Below are 3,273 nucleotides of genomic sequence, written 5' to 3'. Positions count from 1 at the left end.
AGAGGTTGTTTGTAATCCCTTGATCGATCATGCGGTGGATGGGTAGAGGATCGCGATGGTCGAGTATTTATCTGATCGCAATGAGGAGTCGCGGGATCGCGTGCGGCGTGCCGATAAGCGGGTCGAGCAGGTCCGGCAGCGGATTAAAGAACTGCAGGCGCAGGAGTGGCCGCCGGTGGCCAGCCCACAGCAGGCAGCCAAGCGGGCCGAGCAGGCCGCGCAGACGGCAGCGCAGGCCGAGGTCGAGGCTCGTGCGGGTCATCGGCGCGCCGCCCGGGCGCATCGAGACAACGCCACCGTGCATGAGCAGGTGGCGCAGGCCGGGATCGGGGACGTGGCCTGGCATCGGCAACGGGCGGCGCACGAGCGTCAAGAAGCACTCGACAACGATCGACAGGCTTCCCCTGCTCGGCAGTCAGCCGCCGGTGCTCGCGGTGACGCCGACGGCGAACCTGGCTCTGCGCCACGGCCGTGACCGGTCACAGGGCCGAGCCCGTCATCCAGGACGCGACCGACCGATCAGGCGGCCTGGAGCGAGGAAGCCGGCGCACGCTTCCATGACCGGGCGTTTTTCCTGGTCAGCCGTCGCGTCATCAAGGTGATGGCGGCCCAGCACAGATGCGCCTCGCTGTGGGCGGGCGTGCGTTCGTAGTCGCGGACGTTGCGCCGGGCGCGCAGGAACCAGCTCAGCGACCGCTCCACGATCCACCGGCGCGGCAGCACCGTGAAGCCGACCTGGCCGGCGACCTTGGAGACGATCTTCAAGGTGAGGTTCAGGAAGCGACGGGCCCACTCCACCAAGACCCCGGCGTAGGCGCCATCGGCCCAGACCAAGGTGAGCTGCGGATGCAGCATCCGCACTCGGGCCAGCAGGTCGCGGGCGCAGTCCCGGTCGCTCCGATCGGCGGGGGTGACCATGACCAGCAGCACCAGTCCCATGGTGTCGACCAGGACTGATCGCTTGCGTCCGCTGATCTTCTTGTTCGCGTCGTAGCCTCGGGTCGCCTTGCTCACCGTTTCTGCGGCTTTGACGCTTTGGGAGTCCAGGATCGCGGCCACCGGGTTGGGGCAGCGCCCGGCGCGCAGCCGGATGGCCCGGCGCAGCTGGACAAGGATGGAGCTGACCACGCCGGCGCGGGCCCAGCGGGCGAAAAAACCGTAGACCGTCTGCCAGGGAATGCCGTAGTCGTGCGGCAGGGCGCGCCACTTGCAGCCGTTGTCGACCACGTAGCGGATGGCATCGACGACGGTGCGGCGATCGTGTTTCTCGGGGCGGCCGCCGCGCTCGCTCTGACAGGCCGGCACCGGCAGCAGCGGCTCCAGCAGGGCCCACTCGGCATCGGTGGCATCGGAGGGGTAGCGGCGCCGGCGCATCGGCTCAGCGTCCCCGGGTCAGCAAGGTCAGCGTGGCCTTGATCCCGGTGATCTGATCCAGCACCATCTGCGCGTTGTCATCGCCGGGCAGCGCGGCGGCGTGCGGCGCGATGGTGGAGGTGATCAGCCGGGAGGTGCGGGTCAGCAGCTGGTGGAAGACCGCGATGGCATAAGCAGTCCATTCGGCTGGATCGGCCGACAGCTTCCAGCCCTGCCCGGCAGTCCAGGTGATCGGGGTCAGGTTCGCCATGGCGGCGATCTCGCGGATGTAGAGCAGGCCCTTGCGCACCTGGTAGGGGCTCAGAGCGGTGGCGGCCACCAGCTGCTTGGTGCTCAGCCCGGCGGGCCGGGCCTCGCTCAGGGCCAGAAGCACGCGCTCGGCACAGACGTTGGCGGCCAGCCGGCCGCCGGACCGGCTCATCAGGGGTGCCCGTTGCGGTTACCGGTCGCGCAGCAGCGCGACCAGCCCTTCATCGAGCGTGGTGTCCCCGGTGTCGATGGCCGTTTCGATCCAATCGGCGGTGGAGCGGACCCGGGCCAGGTTCTTGTGCACGCTGGCGCGCTCGGTATCGGTGAAGGAGCGCCCGCGCAAGGCCGGCACGATCCGGCCGCCCGCGGCCACGAACGCCGCGCACGCCCCGACCAGATCGATGAACCCCAGCGTGTGCTCCACCCGCCGCAGCGCCGGGGCGACCGCCCGGCGCGCCGGCTCGGCGGCCTGGTGCGCCTGGTTGTATTGGGCGCGGTTGACCATGTGCTTGGCGGTGTCATCGGCCATGGCCTGGTGCGCGACCGCGGGCCGGCGCAGCAGATCGGTGGCCACGGTTGCGGCGACTTCCTCATCGCCGGCCAGATCGTGGATGGCGCGGACCTTCTCCTTCACCGACACCGGGCGTTCGACCTGGTAGCCGACGATGCGACTGGCGGCATCGGGCGTCCAGCGGCAGTGGCCGGTGCGCTCATCGAGCGGCGGCCGGGTGATCTGCCGCCAGCGCGCCTGCTCATCGCTGATCGCCGCCAGGATGCGATGCACCTTGTGTGATACCCCGACCTGCCGGTATTGGGCCGGCCAGCGCGATGAGGTCCACCGGTACTCCTTGATGGTGGCGGCCGCCAGGCCCACGTCGTCGGCGAACGTCGCCAGGATCTCGGAGATGTCGTACGTGTCATCAATGCCCGCCAGCGGATGGGATCCGCCCCGCTCCTGCATCGGAGCGATCTCCAGCGCGTTGTCGCCGATCTCGAACTGGGCCCGGCCGACGGTCTCCACCAGCTGCCGCGTGCGCTCGACCAGTTCCTGATACCGCTCCAGGGCCACATGCCCGACCATGGTCGCGCCCATGTTCCCCGCCTCCTCGCATAGGAAGGGACAGAACATCGGTGCGGTGCCGCCAGTGTGCGCTTGATCACATCATGTGACAATCCCCTGCGCCAAGGTCTTTTCCGGTCCCGCCAATCAGCGCCTCGTCGATCACTGAGCCGTTCGCGGAGCGGGCACGGTGCCCTGTGAGCGAACGGCTTCCCCCGCGGCTTGACGCCGCCGACGGGCCCGGGTCTTACACCGTCGTGAGCAAAACACCGCCCCAAAGCGGTGATCGATTCCTGTCACCCAGATCGCCCCGCACTCCAGACAGCTCGACCGGCTGGCCGGCGAGGCATCGACCACGGTCATCACAGCGCGGCGGGTGCGTCGGACCCAGCGCCAATGCCGGGCCCGACAGGCCGAGCTGCAGTAGATCGCATCCCGCCGCGCCCGGCCCGGCAACTCCTGGCCGCACCCGGGGCAGACCCGCCGCGTTGATGCACTCGTGGCCACGATCCCAGACTGCTCCTGACCAGGTCTGTCCGCTAGCTCGACGACGCTCTCGATTCAAGATCACCGTTCAAAAACAACCACTT

3 protein-coding genes and 1 pseudogene are annotated in these 3,273 nt (G+C 69.0%); all 4 read right to left on the bottom strand.

What is annotated here, in order from left to right; translation table 11 throughout:
• Nucleotides 1–67: 67 nt before the first annotated feature.
• Nucleotides 68–373: a hypothetical protein gene (locus tag Pta02_RS40520; RefSeq protein ID WP_203880370.1), complete on the bottom strand. Its 306-nt coding sequence runs from the start codon at nucleotides 371–373 to the stop codon at nucleotides 68–70.
• A 149-nt stretch (nucleotides 374–522) separates the two neighbouring features.
• Nucleotides 523–1,374 (bottom strand): annotated as a pseudogene (locus Pta02_RS40515) (IS5 family transposase); the annotation flags it as partial.
• Between the two features lie 4 nt (nucleotides 1,375–1,378).
• Nucleotides 1,379–1,795, bottom strand: a complete 417-nt coding sequence (locus Pta02_RS40510; RefSeq protein ID WP_203880368.1) for a hypothetical protein — start codon at nucleotides 1,793–1,795, stop codon at nucleotides 1,379–1,381.
• 18 nt (nucleotides 1,796–1,813) lie between these two features.
• Nucleotides 1,814–2,716 carry a DUF6192 family protein gene (locus tag Pta02_RS40505; RefSeq protein ID WP_203880367.1) on the bottom strand — a complete coding sequence of 301 codons (903 nt, stop codon included), beginning with the start codon at nucleotides 2,714–2,716 and terminating at the stop codon, nucleotides 1,814–1,816.
• Between the last annotated feature and the right edge of the window lie 557 nt (nucleotides 2,717–3,273).

Source organism: Paraplanobispora takensis (assembly GCF_016863195.1).
GTDB lineage: Bacteria > Actinomycetota > Actinomycetes > Streptosporangiales > Streptosporangiaceae > Planobispora > Planobispora takensis.
Note: the sequence above shows the minus strand (reverse complement) of the source record. Positions and strands in the feature narration are given on the sequence as shown.

Bases quoted from the DNA above. Each gene is read 5' to 3' on its own strand.
- Pta02_RS40505 (WP_203880367.1), bottom strand. From the start codon at position 2,716: ATGGGCGCGACCATGGTCGGGCATGTGGCCCTGGAGCGGTATCAGGAA.
- Pta02_RS40510 (WP_203880368.1), bottom strand. From the start codon at position 1,795: ATGAGCCGGTCCGGCGGCCGGCTGGCCGCCAACGTCTGTGCCGAGCGC.